General features: G+C 45.8%; 14 protein-coding genes. 6 read left to right on the top strand and 8 right to left on the bottom strand.

Annotated elements, in window-relative coordinates; genetic code table 11:
* Positions 1-43 precede the first annotated feature (43 nt).
* A complete protein-coding gene (gene rpoC, locus AACR75_RS00770; RefSeq protein ID WP_047688360.1) occupies positions 44-4,246 on the top strand; it encodes a DNA-directed RNA polymerase subunit beta' in 4,203 nt (1,400 codons plus the stop codon).
* Between the two features lie 91 nt (positions 4,247-4,337).
* Here rpoC and AACR75_RS00765 read toward each other — a convergent pair whose 3' ends face one another.
* Entirely contained in the window at positions 4,338-4,832 is a 495-nt protein-coding gene (locus tag AACR75_RS00765; RefSeq protein WP_017046697.1) for an Rsd/AlgQ family anti-sigma factor, read from the bottom strand.
* Positions 4,833-5,012: 180 nt separating this feature from the next.
* Here AACR75_RS00765 and nudC point away from each other — a divergent pair, with 180 nt between their 5' ends.
* The 4 genes from nudC to AACR75_RS00745 all read left to right on the top strand — a co-directional run bounded on the left by nudC (position 5,013) and on the right by AACR75_RS00745 (position 8,907).
* Positions 5,013-5,798: an NAD(+) diphosphatase gene (gene nudC, locus AACR75_RS00760; protein WP_170889804.1), complete on the top strand. Its 786-nt coding sequence runs from the start codon at positions 5,013-5,015 to the stop codon at positions 5,796-5,798.
* 249 nt (positions 5,799-6,047) lie between these two features.
* Positions 6,048-7,115 (top strand): uroporphyrinogen decarboxylase, encoded by a 1,068-nt coding sequence (gene hemE / locus AACR75_RS00755; RefSeq protein ID WP_010318957.1) that lies wholly within the window; start codon positions 6,048-6,050, stop codon positions 7,113-7,115.
* Between the two features lie 101 nt (positions 7,116-7,216).
* On the top strand, positions 7,217-7,855 hold the full coding sequence (locus AACR75_RS00750; protein ID WP_013857945.1) for a TetR/AcrR family transcriptional regulator: 639 nt from the start codon (positions 7,217-7,219) through the stop codon (positions 7,853-7,855).
* Between the two features lie 89 nt (positions 7,856-7,944).
* On the top strand, positions 7,945-8,907 hold the full coding sequence (locus AACR75_RS00745; RefSeq protein ID WP_017046695.1) for a hypothetical protein: 963 nt from the start codon (positions 7,945-7,947) through the stop codon (positions 8,905-8,907).
* A 37-nt stretch (positions 8,908-8,944) separates the two neighbouring features.
* Here AACR75_RS00745 and AACR75_RS00740 read toward each other — a convergent pair whose 3' ends face one another.
* From AACR75_RS00740 to rsgA, 7 genes are all read right to left on the bottom strand, one after another.
* Entirely contained in the window at positions 8,945-10,030 is a 1,086-nt protein-coding gene (locus tag AACR75_RS00740; protein WP_231140426.1) for a murein hydrolase activator EnvC family protein, read from the bottom strand.
* Between the two features lie 221 nt (positions 10,031-10,251).
* Positions 10,252-11,784: a 2,3-bisphosphoglycerate-independent phosphoglycerate mutase gene (gpmM, locus tag AACR75_RS00735; protein ID WP_013857941.1), complete on the bottom strand. Its 1,533-nt coding sequence runs from the start codon at positions 11,782-11,784 to the stop codon at positions 10,252-10,254.
* A gap of 156 nt (positions 11,785-11,940) precedes the next feature.
* Positions 11,941-12,828 carry a DMT family transporter gene (locus AACR75_RS00730; protein ID WP_013857940.1) on the bottom strand — a complete coding sequence of 296 codons (888 nt, stop codon included), beginning with the start codon at positions 12,826-12,828 and terminating at the stop codon, positions 11,941-11,943.
* A gap of 112 nt (positions 12,829-12,940) precedes the next feature.
* Complete coding sequence (locus AACR75_RS00725) at positions 12,941-14,821, bottom strand: methyl-accepting chemotaxis protein (RefSeq protein WP_047688356.1); 1,881 nt, start codon at positions 14,819-14,821, stop codon at positions 12,941-12,943.
* A gap of 297 nt (positions 14,822-15,118) precedes the next feature.
* The gene (locus AACR75_RS00720; RefSeq protein ID WP_047688353.1) at positions 15,119-16,534 is read right to left on the bottom strand and encodes an SLC13 family permease; all 1,416 of its coding nucleotides are present in this window, start codon (positions 16,532-16,534) and stop codon (positions 15,119-15,121) included.
* Between the two features lie 213 nt (positions 16,535-16,747).
* Positions 16,748-17,605 carry an archaetidylserine decarboxylase gene (asd, locus tag AACR75_RS00715; RefSeq protein ID WP_013857937.1) on the bottom strand — a complete coding sequence of 286 codons (858 nt, stop codon included), beginning with the start codon at positions 17,603-17,605 and terminating at the stop codon, positions 16,748-16,750.
* Positions 17,606-17,780: 175 nt separating this feature from the next.
* Positions 17,781-18,842 (bottom strand): small ribosomal subunit biogenesis GTPase RsgA, encoded by a 1,062-nt coding sequence (gene rsgA / locus AACR75_RS00710; protein WP_047688351.1) that lies wholly within the window; start codon positions 18,840-18,842, stop codon positions 17,781-17,783.
* Between the two features lie 154 nt (positions 18,843-18,996).
* On the opposite strand from rsgA, the gene orn reads away from it, so the two are divergent.
* Entirely contained in the window at positions 18,997-19,542 is a 546-nt protein-coding gene (gene orn / locus AACR75_RS00705) for an oligoribonuclease (RefSeq protein WP_010318948.1), read from the top strand.
* Positions 19,543-19,637: the final 95 nt, after the last annotated feature.

The raw sequence follows: 19,637 nt of genomic DNA, 5'->3' as shown, positions 1-19,637 counted from the left end.
AGGCGCTCGCCGAGCGCCTTTTAACTCCTTACAGGAGCTGATTGTGAAAGACTTATTAAACTTTCTAAAAGCACAGCATAAGACCGAAGAATTTGATGCAATCAAAATCGGTCTATCTTCACCTGACATGATTCGTTCATGGTCTTTTGGTGAAGTTAAAAAACCTGAAACGATCAACTATCGTACGTTCAAGCCTGAACGTGATGGTCTGTTCTGTGCGCGTATTTTTGGTCCAGTCAAAGACTACGAATGTCTTTGTGGTAAATATAAGCGTCTGAAACACCGTGGCGTGATCTGTGAAAAATGTGGCGTTGAAGTTACACAAACTAAAGTTCGTCGTGACCGTATGGGCCACATCGAGCTTGCATCACCGGTTGCTCACATCTGGTTCCTAAAATCGCTACCGTCTCGTATCGGTCTGCTAATGGATATCCCTCTACGTGATATCGAACGTGTTCTTTACTTCGAAATGTATGTAGTAACAGAGCCGGGTATGACGGATCTAGAAAAGAGTCAGATGCTTACTGAAGAAGAGTATCTTGACCGTCTAGAAGAGTGGGGCGATGAGTTCACGGCGAAGATGGGCGCAGAAGCGATCAAGGACCTATTGGGTTCAATGGATCTTGTCGCTGAAACAGAGATGATGCGTGAGGAGTTACAAACCACTAACTCTGAAACTAAACGCAAAAAACTGACGAAGCGTCTGAAGCTTGTTGAAGCGTTTATCAGCTCAGGTAATAACCCTGAGTGGATGATCCTGACTGTGCTTCCGGTACTTCCGCCAGATCTACGTCCTCTAGTACCACTAGATGGCGGTCGTTTTGCGACATCTGATCTGAACGATTTGTACCGCCGTGTGATCAACCGTAACAACCGTTTGAAGCGTCTTCTAGAGCTAGCAGCTCCGGACATCATCGTACGCAACGAAAAGCGTATGCTGCAAGAGTCTGTTGATGCGCTACTTGATAACGGTCGTCGCGGTCGTGCGATCACAGGTTCTAACAAGCGTCCTCTGAAATCTCTTGCTGATATGATCAAGGGTAAACAAGGTCGTTTCCGTCAGAACCTACTTGGTAAACGTGTAGACTACTCAGGCCGTTCTGTAATCACAGTAGGTCCATATTTACGTCTGCACCAGTGTGGTCTTCCTAAGAAGATGGCACTTGAGCTATTTAAACCATTTATCTACAGCAAGTTAGAAACTCGCGGCATGGCCACGACGATCAAAGCAGCTAAGAAAATGGTTGAGCGTGAAGAAGCGGTTGTTTGGGATATCCTAGACGAAGTGATTCGTGAACACCCAGTACTACTAAACCGTGCACCAACACTGCACCGTCTTGGTATTCAAGCGTTCGAACCTGTACTGATTGAAGGTAAAGCGATTCAACTGCACCCACTTGTGTGTGCGGCGTATAACGCGGACTTCGATGGTGACCAAATGGCGGTTCACGTGCCTCTAACTTTAGAAGCACAGCTTGAAGCTCGTACACTGATGATGTCGACGAACAACATTCTGTCGCCAGCATCAGGTGATCCGATCATCGTACCTTCACAGGACGTGGTCTTGGGTCTGTACTACATGACTCGCGAAAAAATCAACGCACAAGGTGAAGGTATGTACCTGGCTGGCCCTAAAGAGGCTGAGAAGGCATACCGTACTAAGACAGCGGCGCTACACGCACGCGTTAAAGTACGTATCACTGAAACCGTTGTTGATGAAGATGGTTACAGCACAACTGAGACTAAGATGGTCGATACGACTGTCGGTCGTGCCATGCTATGGCAAATCGTGCCTAAAGGCCTGCCATACAGCATCGTGAACCAGAAGCTTGGTAAGAAACAGATCTCAAATCTATTAAACGAAGCGTATCGTAAGCTTGGTTTGAAAGATACGGTCGTATTTGCTGACCAAATCATGTACACCGGTTTTGCTTATGCAGCACTGTCAGGCGTGTCAGTTGGTATCGACGACATGGTTGTACCAGCAGCAAAATACACTGAAATTGCTGAAGCTGAAGAAGAAGTACGCGAAATCCAAGAACAGTTCCAATCAGGTCTTGTTACGGCGGGTGAGCGTTACAACAAAGTTATCGATATCTGGGCGTCTACCAACGACCGTGTTGCGAAAGCGATGATGGATAACCTATCTTCTGAAACCGTGATCAACCGTGATGGTGTAGAAGAACAACAAGAATCGTTTAACAGCATCTATATGATGGCTGACTCGGGTGCTCGTGGTTCTGCTGCTCAGATTCGTCAGCTTGCAGGTATGCGTGGTCTGATGGCGCGTCCAGATGGTTCAATCATCGAAACGCCTATCACAGCAAACTTTAAAGAAGGCCTGAACGTACTACAGTACTTTATCTCTACCCACGGTGCACGTAAGGGTCTAGCCGATACAGCACTTAAAACAGCGAACTCAGGTTACCTGACTCGTCGTTTAGTAGACGTTGCACAAGACGTTGTGGTGACAGAGCATGACTGTGGCACTCAAGAAGGTGTCGACATGATGCCTCATATCGAGGGTGGTGATGTTAAAGTTTCTTTAACTGAACTGGCTCTTGGTCGTGTTGTGGCTGAGGATGTGATGAAGCCAGGCACTGAAGAAGTACTTATTCCACGTAATACTCTGATTGATGAGAAGTGGTGTCAGATTATCGATGAGAACTCTGTCGATAATATGAAAGTACGTTCAGTGGTAACCTGTGATGCGGACTTCGGCTGTTGTGCGCTATGTTACGGTCGTGACCTTGCTCGTGGTCACCTAGTAAACCAAGGTGAGGCAGTTGGTGTTATTGCTGCTCAATCTATCGGTGAGCCGGGTACACAGTTAACGATGCGTACGTTCCACATCGGTGGTGCGGCTTCTACTGCTGCGGCAGAGAACAGTATCCAAGCGAAGAACAAAGGTTCTGTGAAACTTCACAACGCTAAGTTCGTTATCAACAAAGATAAGAAGCTGGTTATCACCTCTCGTGCATCAGAGCTGACTATCATTGACGAATTTGGTCGCACTAAAGAAAAACACAAACTGCCTTACGGCTCTGTGTTGAGTAAAGGTGATAACGACGTGGTTGAAGCTGGTCAAACAGTGGCTAACTGGGAAGCGCACACCATGCCAATCATCACTGAAGTGGCTGGTCGCATCCAATTCGTTGATATGATTGATGGTGTAACGGTTTCTCGCCAAACAGATGACCTAACGGGTCTATCTTCAAGCGAAGTAACCGAAGCAGCCGCTCGTCCAGCAGCAGGTAAAGATATGCGTCCAGCTATCAAACTTGTTGATGCGAAAGGTAAAGATGTCATGATCCCTGGTACTGATATGCCAGCTCAATACTTCTTACCGGGTAAAGCGATCGTTAACATCGAAGATGGTGCTGAAGTTGGTATTGGTGACACATTAGCGCGTATTCCACAAAAATCTGGCGGTAACCGAGATATCACGGGTGGTCTACCTCGCGTAGCTGACTTGTTTGAAGCTCGTCGACCAAAAGAGCCTGCGATTCTTGCTGAGCACACAGGTACTGTGAGCTTTGGTAAAGAAACCAAAGGTAAACGTCGTCTAATCATCACTCGTGAGGGTAACGAAACTTATGAAGAAATGATTCCTAAGCATCGTCAACTTAACGTGTTTGAAGGTGAGAAGATCGAACGTGGTGACGTTATTGCTGATGGTCCTGAGACTCCGCACGATATCCTACGTTTACGTGGTATCCATGCTGTAACGTCTTACATCGCTAACGAAGTTCAAGAAGTTTACCGTCTGCAAGGTGTTAAGATTAACGATAAGCACATTGAAACTATCGTTCGTCAAATGCTACGTAAGTGTACGATTACTCATGCTGGCGACTCTGAGTTCCTAGCGGGTGAGCAAGTTGAATACTCACAAGTGAAAGTTGCAAACCGTAACCTAGAAGCCGAAGGCAAACAGCCTGCTCGTTTCGAGCGTGAGCTACTAGGTATTACTAAAGCATCTCTAGCGACTGAATCGTTCATCTCTGCGGCATCGTTCCAAGAGACAACTCGCGTACTAACAGAAGCGGCTGTTTCTGGTAAACGTGATGATCTTCGCGGTCTGAAAGAAAACGTAATCGTTGGTCGTCTGATCCCAGCGGGTACAGGTTTCGCTTACCACCAAGAACGTCAAGCTAAACGTGCGGCACAGCTAAAAGGCCCGTCTGCTGAACAAGCGACAGATAACCTAGCGGCACTGCTAAACGCAGGTTTCTCTTCTGAAGAGTAATCTCAGCGCTGATTAAAAAAGGCACCTTCGGGTGCCTTTTTTGTTGCGCTTAATTTAATCTACGCGAATGATTACAGCAAAATATTCAATATTAAGCACCAGGAGGGATAGCCAAGCTGTCCGCGATAAGTTGAATCAAACTATCTTCCACTCCAAAACGCACCTCAATAATTTCACCAATTAGCGAAAGGTCGTTGTCAAAGTTTTCGAGATCATCCTCATCACTCACTGCCGCGTATTTATCTGTAAAATTGAGTAACGGCTCCGTAGTAACAATAATTTTTCCATAAGTCTGATTAATTTCATCGGTGGCTTCAAAGCCAGTTGCACGCCACCTATCCATCACCATATCGTAGATTTTGAAGTGACCTTCGGAAATATAATCCACCAGTTGCTGGCAAAAACGTTGCAGCTCTTCTGGCGAGGGAAGCCCGTTAATATTCGTTTTGGCGGCGCAAGGTTGCAGCGCGGCTAATTTGCAATACTCTACAATTAAGGTTTGTCGCGTGTTTAACCAGTGATCAATAACGTCACTGTAACCGCCCCATTGCTCTTGTGTGCGTTTTAGTTTTTTTAGCATGACCATGCCCTCATGATCGGGTCACAAAGCTGGTGACCGTTTCCTTTGCGTAGGGTTGCACTTCGTAGATACAACTCATTGTCCTTACTAGAATTTATAGAACTAAATTTGGAACGTTACAAATTCTGGTATGAATTTAGATTGCCAGTAAAATGGGGTAACTGCAAGAAGAGAGGTCGCAACATGTTGAAAAATAGTGATACAAAAATCGCTTATTGGTGTGTAGTTTCCGGAAGTGAGATCTGGACCATAAATGGTGAGTTACCGCTAGGATCTGCGGGTGAATATTCCCTGCCTTTAGAAAAAGCGGTGGTGGTAGATAGTTGTGATGGTTACCCAGTGATGTGGGTCAATGATGCCGATCTTGATGGCGAGCGAGAAATGACTTCATTACGCGAATTGTTGCATCTCAAACCAGAACTGTTTTTGGCGATCAGCAAAGCGCTTCAATATGGTCACATGAGTCAAACGTTACGTTTTTGTCCACAATGTGGTGGGCGAAATTACCTAAACCATAACCAATTGGCGATGCAATGTTCTGAGTGTCGAACGTTACATTATCCGCGTATCTTTCCTTGCATTATTGTCGCGGTACGAAATCAGGATAAAATTTTATTGGCCCAGCACCCAAGGCATCGTAACGGCATGTATACCGTCATTGCTGGTTTTCTGGAGGTCGGGGAGACGTTAGAGCAATGCGTGGCACGTGAAGTGCTTGAAGAAACGGGGATTCATGTGAAAAATATTCACTATTTTGGTAGTCAGCCTTGGGCATTTCCATCGAGTATGATGATGGGCTTTGTGGCGGAATATGACTCTGGCACGATAAAACCCGACTATAGTGAATTGAGTGATGCACAATGGTTTTTAGCAAGTGCTTTGCCTCCCGTTGCGCCCGAAGGGACGATAGCCAGAGCATTAATAGAGCACACGTTAAGCGAAATCGAGAAAGATTCACTGCCGCATTGCTAAAAAAAACCCTCCGGTGAAGGAGGGGGTAAGTAAGATGTCGTTATGAGATGCCGAGTACAGAGTACTCAGTTTATAATTATAGTTTTCGCTAGCGAACAAATTTTTAACACCGTTAAAGGTTGCTTGCAAATTAACCATTGATTTAAAAGTTAATAACATGATCTCGCTTGCAAAGCACACCGTTTTTGGCGCTTATTCAGTGCTAGAATAACGCCACAAAAAATAACAAGCTTTAAATTGGAAGACGGAATGACTGAATTAAAAAATGATCGCTACTTGCGTGCACTGTTAAAACAACCTGTCGATTGCACCCCTGTATGGATGATGCGCCAAGCAGGACGTTACCTGCCAGAGTATCGCGCAACGCGTGCCGAAGCAGGCGATTTTATGGCGCTGTGTAAAAATGCTGAGCTAGCTTCTGAAGTGACATTACAGCCATTACGTCGCTTTCCATTAGATGCCGCTATTTTATTTTCTGATATTTTAACCATTCCTGACGCCATGGGATTGGGTTTGTATTTTGAAGCGGGAGAAGGGCCAAAGTTTGAACGCCCGATCACTTGTAAAGCCGATGTCGATAAAATTGGCTTACCGGATCCGGAAGGCGAACTGCAATATGTGATGAATGCCGTACGCCAGATCCGCAAAGATCTACAAGGTGAAGTTCCATTGATCGGTTTTTCAGGCAGCCCATGGACACTCGCGACTTATATGGTGGAAGGTGGCAGCTCAAAAGCCTTCACTAAGATCAAAAAAATGATGTACGCCGATCCTAGCGTGCTGCACGCCTTGCTCGATAAACTGGCAGACAGTGTTATTGAATACCTTAACGCACAAATCAAAGCGGGTGCTCAGTCTGTTATGATTTTTGATACTTGGGGCGGAGTACTGACGCCGCGCGACTACAACCTCTTTTCACTACAGTATATGCACAAAATTGTGGATGGTTTAATTCGTGAAAATGAAGGTCGCCGCGTACCCGTCACTCTGTTTACCAAAAATGGTGGCATGTGGCTGGAGCAGATTGCTGCGACGGGTTGTGATGCAGTAGGGCTTGATTGGACCATCAATATTGCCGACGCCAAAGCGCGTATCGGTGACAAAGTGGCGCTGCAAGGCAATATGGACCCTTCCATGCTTTATGCTCCGCATGATCGTATTCGCCAAGAAGTGGCGACCATTCTTGAAGGGTTCGGCCATGGTGGAACGGGCCATGTCTTTAACCTCGGACACGGTATCCATTTAGATGTGCCACCGGAAAATGCGGGCATATTTGTTGATGCGGTGCACGCCTTGTCTAAACCGTACCATCAATAATAGGTTTGCGGTGCCTTATCGCCGATAATGCACCGTTTCTCACTCTCATCCTGTTATTTGATAGGAGCAGGTTCACAGAGGTAAAGAGGTAATAAGACAAGATGAAAACCAAAGATAAGATCGTTTATGCTGCATTAGCGCTGTTTAATGAACATGGTGAAAGAACGGTGACCACTAACCATATCGCAGCACATATCGAAATCAGCCCAGGTAATTTGTATTATCACTTTCGTAATAAACAAGAAATTGTTCGTGATATTTTTGCTCTCTATTCAGCAGAGTTACTCGAACGTTTTCAGCCGATTGCGGCACAGCGCGAAAGCTTAACTCTGTTAAAGCATTATCTTGATTCGATCTTCACTTTGATGTGGAAATACCGTTTTTTCTATGCCAATTTACCGGAAATCCTGCAGCGTGATGAAGTTCTACATGGTGAGTACATTCAAGTACAAGAAAAGCTGCAAACTAATCTCATTAATATTATGCACGCTTTTGTTGAGCTGAAATTGCTGTCTGTCGGAAAAGAAGATATGCAATCTTTAGTGACCACTCTCCATATGACGGCCTCGTGTTGGTTGAGTTATCAGTCAGCGATGTTTTCCAAAACGCAGATCACCGAGCAAGTGATTCATCAAGGCATGCTACAGATGATCGCAGTCGTTAAACCCAAAGCAACGGAACAAGGTCTTGAACAGCTTCTATTATTAGAGGAAGGTGTGCGGGCGATGCACGCATCATAATGTGTGCTTAGTTATAACCTTTGAGTATTGTTCTTAATCCTTTGAAGCTGTTAGCTTGTTAGCTATACATCTCTAAGGGTGGTGTTGATATGCACTATGACGTTTTTAACGGTGATGCTGATGGCATCATCTCTCTTCTTCAGCTGCGGCTTGCTTACCCTCGCACGACGACCCTAGTTACTGGGGTTAAGCGTGATATCAAATTGCTTCAGCGTCTTAATCTTCAATCCCGAGATAGTCTGACCGTGTTAGATATTTCGATGGAGAAGAATCAGCAACCTTTACAGCAGGCTCTTGCGGCGGGGGTGACGGTGTTTTATGCCGATCATCACTATGCAGGCTCAATCCCCGAGACTCCGCTGCTTGACGCCCATATTGATTTGGACCCTAATACTTGTACGGCATTAATTATTGATCAGTGGTTAGGTGGTCCGTTCCATGAGTGGGCGATTGTGGCAGCTTATGGCGATAATTTGATTGCTAAAGCGGATACTTTAGCGCGCAACGCGGGGCTAACTACCACTCAAGCTGAACAACTAAAAAACTTAGGCACCTTGATTAACTATAACGGTTATGGAGAGACGATAGAGCAGCTTCATTATCACCCCGCTGATTTGTACCAAGCCTTGCTAGTTTATCCTTCACCGTTTGATTTAATGAAGGATGACAACTCCCCTTTTTATCATTTGCAGCACGCTTATGAGCAAGATATGCAGCTTGCTCAGTCGTTAGAGCCTATCTATAAAAGTGCCTGTTTGAGCGTATACGAGCTGCCAGACTGTGCATCATCACAGCGAGTGAGTGGTGTGTTTAGTAATTGGCTAGCCAATCAAGCACCTGCCGCGGCACATATGGTTTTAACGGTAAATTCATCGGGTGGTTATACCGTTTCGCTACGTGCTCCATTAACCAATAAACAGGGAGCGGATAGGTTATGCAGCGCCTTTGCAACCGGAGGCGGGCGAGAAGCGGCGGCGGGTATTAATTCGTTGGATAAAAGACAATTGACCCAATTCATTACTCAAGTAGAAGCGTACTATTCATCACATTAACGCTCGCCCGGATTAACAGGGTGATGAATGTGTTTTGCTAGCGACTGAGCCAGCGTGTTGGGTCTTCGGCTTTACTGTTGCGACGAATTTCGAAATAGAGCGCTGGCTGGGATTGACCGCCAGTGTCGCCTGCTAAAGCAATGGTTTCACCGGCGGTGACTTTATCGCCCTCTTTTTTGAGCAAACTTTGGTTAAAGCCGTATAAGGTCATATCGCCTTTGCCATGATCGAGCAAAACCACCAGCCCATAACCACGTAGATATTCAGCAAACACGACCGTGCCAGAATAAACCGCTTTGACGTTTTGACCATAATTGGCGTCAATGACTAGGCCTTTCCAATCAATTTGTCCACTTTGGCGTGTACCAAAAGCATGCAGGATTTTGCCTTTGACTGGCCAAGGTAGCTTGCCTTTTTGCGGCGCTAACCCATCCATTAGCACAGCGTTACGTTTTGCTGCTTTGGCGATTTCCGCTTGTAATCGCGTTTCATTGCGTTGCAATTCGGCTAAGTAGACTTTATCACCGGAAATGCTTTTTTGAATTTTACCCACCGTACTGCGTCGTTCTGACTGCGTTTTTGCCAATGTAGCGCGCTTTTGGGTCTGCTGTTCTAATAGAGAGGCGATTTGGTCTCGTTCAAGTCGCAGCTGTTTTTCACTTTCATTGAGTTCTTTTTGCGTAAGTTCAAGCTGTTGGATGGTTTGGCTGCGCGCCTTCGCCAAGTGTTGGTAATACTGGCTGATGCGATCTTCTTCCACGCCATTATTGAGTATGTTGGATGAGGCTGTCGCTCGCTGAGTGGCGTAATAGGTTTTGATCAGTTGAGCTAATTTGGCGGTTTGCTGTGTTTGTTGTGTTTCTAAGGCTGTGATCTTTTGCTTGAGTTTAGCGATATTAGCGTTGGCCACTACTAATTCTGATTTGGTGTTTTTGATCTGATTTTCTAGACTTGAAATGCCCACTTCTTGCTTTTTAAGCGCATTTTGCAACGAATCGAGCTCTTTTTGTCGATTATTTAACGCTTGCTGCTGACGAGAAATTTCGCCTTTCACCCCTTTTAGCTCTTGTTGTGTGGCAGCCATTAACGGTGAGCTGGAGAGGCAAGCTAGCCCTAACACCATCACTAGGCTAAGTGCATGCCACCAAGTCGTTATAGTAAGTGGGTGTGGTGAAGGCTTGTTTCTCATTCGTTTTCAAGTCTCTATCGACAAATTAGTGAGTCAGTATACTCAAAGCCATCCGCGAGGCGAAAGCCCTATGTCAAAACTTGCAATCAAATCGAGTTCTTGGACGAAAAAAAGCCTCGATATTTATCGAGGCTCAACATCACGTGGTTGGTGAGTTATTTAAACAACACTTGACCAGACATTTCTGCCGGGATGTCCATGTTCGATAGAGCAAGCATCGTTGGTGCTAGGTCAGAAAGCTTACCACCATCTTTTAGCTTAAGATCTTTGCTACCGACGTAGATAAGCGGCACTGGCAGATTGGTATGAGCAGTATGAATGCCCCCTGTTTCTGGGTTCACCATCATTTCTGCATTGCCGTGGTCTGCTGTGATCAGTAACTGGCCATCGACTTCTTTAATCGCTTCAACCACTTTTCCGATACACTCATCAAGCGCTTCGCATGCTTTCACGGCCGCTTCGTAAATACCAGTATGACCAACCATATCGCCGTTCGGGTAGTTACAGATAATCGCATCGTATTTACCCGATTTGATTGCCGCAACGAGTTTTTCAGTCAGTTCAGGCGCGCTCATTTCCGGTTGCAGATCGTAAGTTGCCACTTTAGGTGAAGCAACCAATTGGCGCTCTTCGCCTGGGAATTCGTTCTCAACACCACCGTTAAAGAAGAAGGTGACGTGCGCGTATTTTTCTGTTTCAGAGATGCGCAACTGAGTTTTGCCCGCCTTTGATAGCCACTCACCGTAGGTGTTTTCTAGTGATGCTGGTGGAAACGCGCACAGCAGAGGAATGTCGGCGGCGTATTGGGTTAGCATCACAAAGTCAATTGCTGGGAACTTCGCACGTTCAAACCCGTTGAAATCTGGTATGAAGGCACGAGTAATTTCACGTGCACGGTCGGCGCGGTAGTTCATGAAAATCACGGCGTCGCCATCTTCAATCGCAGCAGAGTCTTGGCCTTCAGCTTTGATTTCTGTCGCTTTAACAAATTCATCATTTTCTTCACGTGCGTAAGCGGCTTCAAGGCCTGCTACGGCAGAATCAAAAGTAAATTCTGCTTTGGCTTCAACCAATAGGTCGTAAGCTTTTTGTACGCGTTCCCAGTTGTTATCGCGATCCATGGCGTAGTAACGACCAATCAGTGAGGCGATACGACCTTTACCTAATTTAGAAAATAGGTCTTGGAAGCGTTGCAATGAGGCTTCGGCACTGCGTGGTGGCGTATCACGGCCATCAAGGAAGCAGTGGAGGTAGATTTTCTCAGCGCCACGGGCAGCAGCCATTTCAACGGCAGCGTAGATATGATCTTCATGCGAGTGAACACCACCTGGCGACATTAGCCCCAATAGGTGAACCGCTTTGCCCGCTTTGATGGCTTTATCCATCGCGTTGACTAACACTTCGTTTTGTTGGAATTCACCATCAAGAATTGATTTAGTAATGCGTGTCAGGTCTTGGTAAACAATACGACCAGCACCGATATTGGTGTGACCGACTTCTGAGTTACCCATTTGACCATCCGGTAAACCTACATCCATACCAGAAGCAGAAATCAGAGTGTTTGGGTTGTTTGCAATTAAGCTATCCATGACTGGAGTATGTGCATTGCTGATTGCGTTGTGTGCGTTATCTTCACGGTAACCCCAACCGTCAAGAATTACTAAAGCCATTGGCTTCTTAGCTGACATAGTTATGACCTCGTCAAATTCAAAGTAACTTAAACAGAAATTAGCGTAATTTTACTACACTTTGAAGCGATTGCAGTAGGTTAAGATCAATGATTCTCCCTATCAATGCCTATAAAGGTAGCCTATTGATCAACATCGGTGCCTTTTTAGCGCCATTTAATAAACTAAAATTCCCGTCCCAAGCACGGCAAACAGTGCGCCGCACCAAGCGAAGCGGTTGGGCCGCTGTTTGGTATACATCCATAAAATAGGCAACAACATGATGGGCGTGGTTGAGGAGAGCAGGGCCACCATACCCACGTTGCCTTCACGCAGTGCGTAGAGAATTAACGTCATTCCGACCGCCATCGCAAGAAAACCGTTGATGGCAGTAATGGTAAAAATGGGCAGCGTAATGGCTTGAGTGGCGCGTGCTAATTTTGCACCAGTAGCCAACAGTAAGCAGTGTGCGGTGAAAGCGGTGAGCATTCGAATCGCGGAAGCGGCGATGGGGTCGATCCCCGTTTGCATCACAGGTTTGGCGATGATCCCACCCAATGCTTGGCATAGAGCCGCGATAAGGCCAAGTGCAATGCCAACCCATACTCGGCCTTTAATTGCTTCCAATGCATTATGATTTTGCCCTCGGCGGCCAAAAAAGATGGCCGTTAGAACGCCTGAAAAGACAAAAGTCGCGCCCACTAGCTCGGCATGGCTCATGCTTTCGCTGAATAAAAAATAGCCGAGAATGGCCGAAAAAACGGCATGGCAAGAAAAGAGCAAACCCGCTTGTCTTGGCCCCATGCGATTTAAACACGCAAACAGCGCCGTATCGCCAATGAATATGCCAATCAACCCCGAATACATCATGGGTGTTACCATCTCGCTGTTTACCGTTGCCCAGCCGCCAGTTGCCAGCGCCATGCTCACTAAAATGAGAGAAGTACAGCCCATGCGCCAACGGCTATAAGCAAAGGTTCCTAAATGGCGAGCGGGAGTAACAGACAGTAAACTGGCTACTGCCCAAAGAAACGCGGCAGCAAGCGCGAGCCATTCGTAGCCCATGTAGACATCCTTGAACGAGGGAAGGATCTCAATATGCCTTAAGCGCTAGGGGAAAACAAAGGGAATTTATGGGCTTGCCTCAATGTGATTAAAAGAGGCAAGCCAAGAGGATTTACACTTTGAAGCGGCGAATATCGTTACGCATGGCTTCTGCCGATAAATGCATTTCATGAGCGCTGTGGCTGCTCTGCTGAGTTTGACTAGCAAGGTCATCAGAAGCGTCTTTGATACCTTGTGTATTGCGGCTAATGTCTTCGCTGACGGCTCGCTGCTCTTCAGCGGCACTGGCAATTTGCAAGGCCATATCATTGATCTCGGTAATGGCTTGCGTGATCCGCACTAAACTGTCGTGAGCTTGTTCGGCATAGTCAACACTGTGGTCGGCCAGTTTGGTGCTGGCTTCCATATTCTCGACCGCATGTTGAGTATTGCGCTGCAAGGTTTCTATCATGGTGCGGATCTCTTCCGTTGAACCATGTGTACGTTGGCTGAGCACACGAACTTCGTCGGCTACCACAGCAAAACCACGGCCTTGGTCACCTGCGCGGGCCGCTTCAATCGCCGCATTGAGTGCTAACAGATTGGTTTGTTCGGCAATACTTTGAATGGTGGATAGGATCTGGTTGATACTTTGAGCATTGCTCTCCAACTCTCGGATCACTTTGGCTGCACTATCGACCTGATTGGCTAAGTGAGTAATGGAATCTCGATTCTTTTTGATAACCGCCTGCCCGTCATCACAAGCTGAGGCCGATGCTTGTGACGCGCTAGCAGTTAGTTCGGCATGGCTAGCCACCTCAGCGGCGGTAGCCGACATCTCGTGAATCGCGGTGGCTATTTGGTTGACATCATTTTGTTGGTGCTCAACTCGCATGGAAGCTTGAGCAGAAAGGTCATTGGCGTCTTGTGCTTGCTGGGAAAGTTGTTGGCTACGGCTGACGATCCCTTTCAGCATCTCCTGCATTTGACTTAAAAAGAGATTCACTTTCTCGGCCAATTCACCGATTTCATCCATGCGTCGAATGTCGATGCGTTGGGTGAGGTCGCCTTCTCCTTGCGCTAATTGCGCTAAAGCGTTCGACAATACCTGCAGTGGTTGCAGTAAGCGGGTTACAACCCAAGTGCTGATGCTGGCGATAATAATGTAGAGCACTAAAGAGGCAATGGCGGTAAAGGTTATTTGCTCAGAAACCGAGGCGTAGGCCATCTCTTTGTCTACCACAATGCCCAGTAACCAATCGGTATTTGGTATTTGTGAGACGTAAATTAATTTGTTGCCTTGCTTTGGCCAAGCGATGGTATCCACGCGATTTTCTCGGGCTAAGCTGGCCATGTGCTGGGAATCTAATTCGTTGTTTAAATTGGTTAAAGGTTTTTGGCTTAAAGCTTCATCTTGGTAGGCAACAATGTTGTTATTACCATCAACCAAAAACGCAAAACCTTGATTGTTCAGTTTAACATTCAGCACTTCTTTAATGAGATTGGTTACCGTTAAATCGGCGGCGAGTACGCCTTGTTTTTGACCTTTAAAAGCTTTGGCGAAGCTAACTACGATGCTGCCATCAAAATCTTGGTAGGGTTCGGTAATTATAAGCCCCGATTGTGCCATTGCATCTTTATACCAAGGGCGCGTTCTTGGATCATAATCACTTGGCCAATCTTCGGTTTTATCACCATAAGCAATGCTGCCATCACTAAAACCAGCATAAACAGAAAGAAAATCACCGCTCTTTTTAGTCACCAGTAACGCTTGGTCAGCATTGTTATTATTGGCAATAAAAGGTTCATTGGCCAACATCATATTGCTGCGGATCCCAAGCCAATCACTGATGTAATGGCGAGTAGCAAGACTGGTGTTTTCCATTTCACTATTAATGGCATAGGTCGTTTCTTGCTGTAATTGACTGACGGAGATCCAAGCTTGGACGCCACTGACGATTGCGATGATGATGGCGATAGCGACTTGAATTTTAAATTTGATGGTATGTCTCATGGGTTATGTCCCTAGAACGGTTTGACAACCGCGTGTCGATAGCTCAGATCAGGAAAAGATGAATTAACGGCTTCTACGCTTAGTTGCAGCGAAATGATGAAGCCGTTTCATGTTTCTTCAGATAAATAAATAAGTAAATCAGAGTAATCCTACGAGAATGTAGCTTTGATTAATATGATCGTGCTCGATTATTGTTCATCTCGTTGATTTGCTTTTACTTAGTTTTAGGCTGGAATGATTCATCTTTGCGACCTGCATTCAGTCTTGACGCTCAATGCAAGTCGCAGTCACCAAAGGTTAGGTTAGTAATAGCGCGGCAGTATAGACAATGCACAAGCCAACAACGCCAATAATCAGACCTGTTTTGGCCATGTCTTTACTCTCAATAAGCCCGGTAGAATAGGCCAGTGAGTTCGGCGGTGTTGAGACAGGTAAAATCATACCCAGTGAGGCAGAAAAGGCGACAACCACTAACAAACTTTGTATACCACCAATACTGGCCAAGCTTTCCATGGATGTGCCAATCGCGGCGGCGATCGGCATGAGTAAGTTAGCGGTCGCGGTATTGGACATGAAGTTTGCCATGATCCAACAAACGAGCGACAGGGTGATGACGACCGAGATAGGCGATAGAGAACTGTAATCAATCGCGTGAGCTAATGCTGAAGCGAGCCCTGTTTTATCTAGCCCAATTCCAATCGCTATCCCGCCAGCCACTAGCCACAAGACGTCCCAGTTGATCTGTTTCAGTTCCTCTTTGCCCATAATGCCGGTGAGTGTAAAAACCGCCAAAGGAATAATAGATACCACATAGGTGTTCATGCCGTGTAGAGAGGTGGTCATCCACAGCACTATGGTGGCGGCAAAAGTAATGTAGACCACGATTGCACGCCAATTTTTTTGGAATGTTCCGTTGAGTTTCAGCACCATCTGTTTTTCTGAAGAGGGGAACAGTTTTTGTAGTAAAAACCAAGCTAACGTGAGCTGAATAATCACAAATGGCAAGCCCATCATCATCCAAGAAAAGAAATCAATGTTATTGCTTCCGGTGAGATATTGCAGCGCGATCGCATTGGGTGGCGTACCGATAGGCGTGGCAATACCACCGGTGTTCGCTGCAATCGGAATGCAGAGCACTAAGGCCTTGATGCCTAAATCCCCTTTTGGAGCTGAAGCGACGATCGGCCCGAGCAGCGCCAGCATCATCACAGTAGTCGCGGTATTGGACATAAACATAGAAAATACCGCAGTGATCAACATTAGCCCCAGCATAATAAAGCGGGGTTGAGTACCAAAAGGTTTGAGTAAAACTCGGGCTAAGTTGTTGTCCAGTTCATATTTAGAAGCAGCAATCGCCAGTGCAAAGCCGCCCATGAACAAGATAATAATCGGTGAAGAGAAAGCGCTGAAAATATCGGTGTACTTCATTAACTCGCCGATATCATGCCCAGCGGGTGGCGAACGAAAGAGATGCAAGCCTTTATCTGAAATCATCACCAATTCGAGCGCAATGATCAAAATGGAGGTGGCAAATACAGGAACTGGCTCCAATACCCAAAGCAGAGCAGCCAATAAAAAAATAGCCAGTAATCGATGTTGAATTAAGGTTAAGTCATCAATCGGTATTGCATCAATGGGCATCAGTAAAACACCGATGGGCAGCAAAAAGCAGATCGCAAGCTTTATCAGCATTCCCGTATTCATGGTAGGCATATCACATGACCTTCATTAGGTTAACTTGAAGTAACTAGCGTAAATGATATGTGAATGAAGGTCTTAGACGCGGCTTGAAATTTTGAGTTTTAGCTAAGGAATATGCAGCAGCTTTGTTTTTTATCAATAAAGAAAAAAAGCGAAATATCTAGAGGCGTTAGCTCTGAACATGCAGAGCTAACGCATTCGGCAGGGAACATTAAGATATGGCGATTAACGTTGCTGTGCGTATGGAGTACCCATAACCGTTGTAGCATTGTGTTGCATAGACTCATCAAAGCGAATTTTATCTTTTGCAAACAGGTTAATCACCGTTGAGCCTAGCTTAAAGCGACCCATCTCTTGTCCTTTTTTCAGTACAACAGAGGTATTGCCTTGGGCTGGATAATCCCAGCGATAAACGGTATTGCCGCGCGGAGGCGTGACAGTCCCTGACCAAACTAGCTCAATACTGCCAACAATGGTCGCTCCGACAAGCACTTGTGCCATTGGGCCAAACTCAGTATCAAAAATACACACCACGCGCTCATTGCGAGCAAACAGGTTCGGTACATTTTCGGCGGTTAGTGGGTTAACCGAAAAAAGATCGCCCGGAACATAAATCATTTGACGTAACACGCCATCGCAAGGCATGTGTACGCGGTGGTAGTCGCGAGGTGATAAATAAAGCGTGGCAAATTCGCCATCTTCAAACTCTTGCGCCAGTTTGGCATCACCACCGAGCAATTCTACCGCTGTAAAATGGTGGCCTTTCGCTTGGATCAGCTTGCCATCTTGAATCGGCCCGAATTGACTAACGCAAGCATCGGCCGGATGGGTGATTAAGCTATCACCGTCACTGATTGGCCGAGCATCGGCTTTCAATTCACGAACAAAGAATTCATTGAATGTTTTGAAATGGCTAGGATCTGAATGCAGAGCTTCATCCATGTTGACATTATATTGTTTAATAAACCAACGAATGACTGCAGTGGTTAGACCGCCAGCTTTCGCTGATGCGAGTTTACCCATCAGGCGTGTTAAGCCATGTTGTGGGATCCAGTATTGCAGTCCAACTTTAATTTTATCCATTGTCTCTGATTCCAATGTTAACTGTATGTTCTTCACTTTGGGCGCGAGATGTTACTGAAAAACTCTCACCATGTCAGCAGTTAGTCACCATTGCTTACGGATTATTCGATGGCGACAGATAAAAAATTTATCGATCAAGTCTGCGGACATTTGCCGGGGTAAAACTCGATGCTATTTATAAATCCGCTTTTTTGTTACGCGAATATTGGCGGTTAGCTTTGTTTTCCGACATGCTTTCTAAAATTCGGTGGTAGTTCTCAAAGCGCGTGTTACTGATATCACCTTTTTCCACCGCTTGACGTAATAAGCAACCCGGATCGTCAGCGTGTTTGCAGTCTCTAAACTTACAGCCGCCTAAGAAGGGACGAAATTCGACAAAGGCTTCAGTGATCGCTTCAGCTTCCAAGTGCCATAAACCAAATTCACGCACTCCCGGCGAGTCGATCAAATCACCGCCTGTAGGGATATGATACAAGCGAGCCGCAGTGGTGGTATGTTGACCAAGTCCAGATGCTTGAGAAACTTCACCTTCTTCAATTTCATCTTCCAAATTTGGCATTAATGCGTTCACTAGGCTGGATTTACCAACGCCAGATTGACCAACAAATATGTTGATCCGTCCGCCAAGTTCCGCTTCTAACTCAGCAATCCCTTCACCGCTTTTTTTGCTGACAAAAAGCACTTTGTAGCCAATGCGTTCGTACACACGTAACGACTCTTGATATTGGTTACGCAATTCATCGCTGAGTAAATCAATCTTATTCAGTACCACTAGTGGCGCAATATTCACGGTTTCTGAAGCGATCAAATAACGGTCGATGATATTGAGTGACAGTTCCGGCAGTACGGATGACACAATGACCATCTGATCAATGTTTGCCGCTACTGGTTTCAAACCGTCGTAATAATCTGGACGAGTCAGAACCGATTTGCGCGGTTCAACCGCTTCGACAACGCCAGAGATACCCGCCATCGATTCGAGTCCAGGTCGCCAAATAACACGATCTCCTGAGACCAGCGTTTCAATGCCTCGGCGTAAATTACAGCGGTGGATGGTGTGAGTCTCTAAATCTTCAACATCGGCATGTTGGCCAAAACGAGTAATCACTAACCCAGTTTTTGCGGTGCCGAGCATGGCTTCATCCCACGAAACTGTGTCCTCTTTTTTGAGTCGTTTACTCTGATTATTACGAACGCGTCGTACTTGACCTTTCGTCAGCTTCTTTTTCTTTGCCACGATTATCTACTTCATGATTATGATACGTTTTGATCCAACGTTGAGATTTTACTCAAAATCATACCGTTTGGATCCAATGTCCAAAGGTATCTTGGGGATCTGAATTTGGGTATAGTACCTTTTTTATCTGCAAACCAATATAGGCAACGTATTTATGTCTTTTAGCGATCAAAACTTGATTTGGGTTGATCTTGAGATGACAGGCTTAGACCCTGAAACTCACAAAATTATCGAGATTGCCACCATTGTGACTGATAGTGAGTTGAACATTTTGGCTGAAGGCCCAGTGTTGGCTGTTCATCAATCAGAAGCTGAATTGGCTAAAATGGATGAATGGTGCACCACCACACATACCAAAAGCGGTTTGGTCGAGCGAGTACGTCATGACTCAGTGACACAACAAGAAGCGGTTGAACAGACCATTACGTTTTTGGAAAAGTGGGTGCCTAAAGGTAAATCTCCGATTTGTGGCAACAGTATTGGGCAAGATCGCCGCTTCCTTTATAAACATATGCCTGAGCTGGAAGCCTACTTCCATTACCGTTATGTGGATGTCAGTACGCTAAAAGAGCTGACTCGCCGTTGGAAGCCAGAAGTATTGGATGGCTTTTCTAAGCAAGGTAGCCACCTGGCTTTAGATGATATTCGTGAGTCTATTGCTGAGCTTCAGTACTACCGTAAGACCATATTCAGTATTTAATTTTCAGAACGGCATTTTTTGGTGATGGCGTGTTAACCAGTTTTTGTGATTAATACGCCATATTTGCGTTCTTTTTCGTCAAAAAAAAAAAAAAA

Origin of the sequence: Vibrio sp. ZOR0018 (assembly GCF_963865925.1) — a bacterium.
Taxonomy (GTDB): domain Bacteria; phylum Pseudomonadota; class Gammaproteobacteria; order Enterobacterales; family Vibrionaceae; genus Vibrio; species Vibrio anguillarum.
Note: the sequence above shows the minus strand (reverse complement) of the source record. Positions and strands in the feature narration are given on the sequence as shown.